This is a genomic window from Psychrobacter sp. GW64-MNA-CIBAN-0177, assembly GCF_040309585.1.
GTDB lineage: Bacteria > Pseudomonadota > Gammaproteobacteria > Pseudomonadales > Moraxellaceae > Psychrobacter > Psychrobacter okhotskensis.
Map to the genome: position 1 here is coordinate 1 of NZ_JBEOOY010000273.1, position 268 is coordinate 268.

The 268-nt window shown below is 44.4% G+C and carries 1 protein-coding gene; it reads left to right on the forward strand.

Annotated elements, in window-relative coordinates:
- A partial coding sequence (locus tag AAEY79_RS15065) for a glycoside hydrolase family 3 N-terminal domain-containing protein (RefSeq protein WP_352289236.1) occupies window positions 1-268 on the forward strand: 268 nt, incomplete at both ends.

Below are 268 nucleotides of genomic sequence, written 5' to 3' on the forward strand. Positions count from 1 at the left end.
GTTTTAGTGCAAATCCTGATGAAGTCAGTGCATTAGCTCAGCAGTTTATCATTGGCATGAATGAGGCCGGTATGGCTGCGGTAGGAAAACATTTTCCTGGTCATGGCAGTGTTGCTGCCGATTCACATATTGCCATGCCAGTTGATCCAAGGACTAAAGAGCAGGTGGAAGCTTTTGATATGCAGCCATTTAAGCTCTTGATAGGTTCTCAGCAGCTACAAGGTGTGATGCCAGCACATGTGGTTTATTCAAATATTGATCCTAATCC